Annotated in this window: 1 pseudogene; it reads right to left on the bottom strand. The window is 41.9% G+C overall.

Annotated elements, in window-relative coordinates:
• Window positions 1-2,221 (bottom strand): annotated as a pseudogene (locus ACE1CM_RS09535) (serine/threonine protein kinase); the annotation flags it as partial.

The following is a 2,221-nucleotide window of genomic DNA, read 5'->3' as shown; positions in this document are numbered from 1 at the left end:
GTCGTTGGTTTTGGCTAATGCTCCCCATTTGGCATAACAATAATATGCTTCAAGCATGTAGCTTGCGGCGACTTTTTCTTTGCCCCAATCGAGATAGAATTTGGCGGCGAGTTCGTTAGCGAGGGCTTCGTCTTGGATGTATTCGTTTTCTTTGGCGAGGGAGATTGCAAGGTCGTAGTGTTCAATAGCTTGAGTTTTGTTGCCCAAAACTCGATGTTTTTCTGCCTCTACTAGCTGCCATTTGTGCAGAAAGTTCATTGGTGCATGATGCGCCCACATTTGCATCTTGACCTGATTGGCTGCAACCTGCTTCAAGTAGGCATTTTGCTCCTGCTGCTCTGTATGAGGATAGTCAGCTAGCAGAGCTAAAGAATAGTAAAATTTCTGTTCGGCAGTAACAAGCTGTCCAGTTGCAGTTTGTTGGTATTTTTCTGCTTCCTTAGCCTGGGCGATCGCCAACTCTGGTTGTTGAAATAGATACGATAGCAGGGATTTCACCACATAAACAGCAAACAGTGTTGTTCCATTCTGTTGTTCTACTAAAATGGGTAAAATTTCTGCCTCATTAAATGCCTGCCCGGTCAACTGTAACGGCTCTTCAGCAAGACCGAGTAAATTGTAGAGTGTTTGCCGCCATACTTGACCGTAAACTACGTGATACTTTATTTTTTCTTTGTGTATTAAATTAATATACTGTTGCAGCTTCTGTTCAACAAATTTTAAAATTTCACCCTGAAAAAACAAATGACTACAATGGTGAAGAATAGCATAACCAGAGAAGATTAACTCTCCGGTTTCAAGACCGCTGTAAAAAGCCTCCCTCAGCGGAGCGATCGTTTCTTTAACCTGTTCTTTCCAATGCCTGATAGAACTGTTAAATACAGCTAAAACAAGTGATTTAAATTCCCGGCAATTGAATTTTTCTACCAGCTTCACAGCTAATTGACCCAGTAGATAGCTAGCATCTATATCGCCACTTTCATATAGCATTAAACTATAAAAGCTATATAAATAAATTCCTTGAGGTGAATTTCCCGACTTGATACAGATATTAATTCCCGTGAAAACGGCTTGCTGATAAAGAGTGGGATTACTTATATAAGCGGCATTAGAAATCGTATTCAAGATTCGCAAAACAGCCATTTGATGTGGCTCTGTCATTTCTGGCAGGTAAATTAGTTCCTCAATCTTCAGTTCTTTGGGAGCTTCTTTCTCCAAACTGACTTCAAGCATATCCAGTACTTGTAATGCTGTATCAATTGCTTCTTGTAACTGAGTTTGGGCAATATAAGTCTGAATTTTTACCTCGTATACTCTGACTTGTTCCAGCAGTGTTTTAGTATGTTGCAGGGCAATTTCAGCCAGAACTTGAGATTGCTCAAAATTAGAGTTTAGATATTCTGCCTCTGCTGCTGCTAGATGAAAATTCAGCACCAGGTCATATTGGCGAGTCCAACTATCTGTGCCTAAAAGTTCTATCCCTACAATTAAGTATCTGACCGCAGCAGCATAAGCAGTAGAAGCCTTAGCTTTACTTGCGGCGACCAAATTCAACTGCGCCAATTCATCGCGTTCAGCTTGTGCAGTAATCAGTTCTATCCCAGCATTCAATTGGTTAACAATCTCAAAAATTTTCTCATCTCGCTCTGTAGCGGTTGTATTTTTGAGCAGGAGTTGTCCAATGTTCAAATGAGTTCGCTGTCTCTGAGGGACAGGAATCAATGAATAGGCAGCTTGTTGAACGCGATCGTGTAGAAACCGATACCCGACATTTTCGATATTGTCGGTATTGACATCTACTTCATCCAGGCTCAGATAAAATTTATACACTTCACTTTGTGGCAGAATTAATCCTTCCTGCAACGCTTTCCACAAAGCATCTGCCGCATCAGCTGGCGATCGCTCTGAAACGATCGCCAACGTCTCCAAATCAAAAGAGTTGCCGATACAAGCGGCAAGTTGCAAAATCTCTTGAGTCTGGGCAGGCAATTTCTGCAACTGATTCGCCATAAACTCCACCACATCGTCGGTGAGAGATAGCGCCTTCACTTGAGCTAAATCGCATTCCCAATAGCCAAAGTCGCGATTAAATGTAATATATTTATCTTCGTGTAATGCTTTGAGAAACTGGGTGATAAAAAAGGGATTGCCTTGGGTTTTGCGCTCGATTAATTCCGTTAGGGGACGCGAAAGCGCGCTCTCACACTTCAACGTCTCGGCA

This window comes from Microseira sp. BLCC-F43, from assembly GCF_041929235.1.
GTDB lineage: Bacteria > Cyanobacteriota > Cyanobacteriia > Cyanobacteriales > Aerosakkonemataceae > Microseira.
The sequence above is the reverse complement of the archived record's forward strand: the minus strand, read 5'-3'. Positions and strand labels throughout refer to the sequence as shown.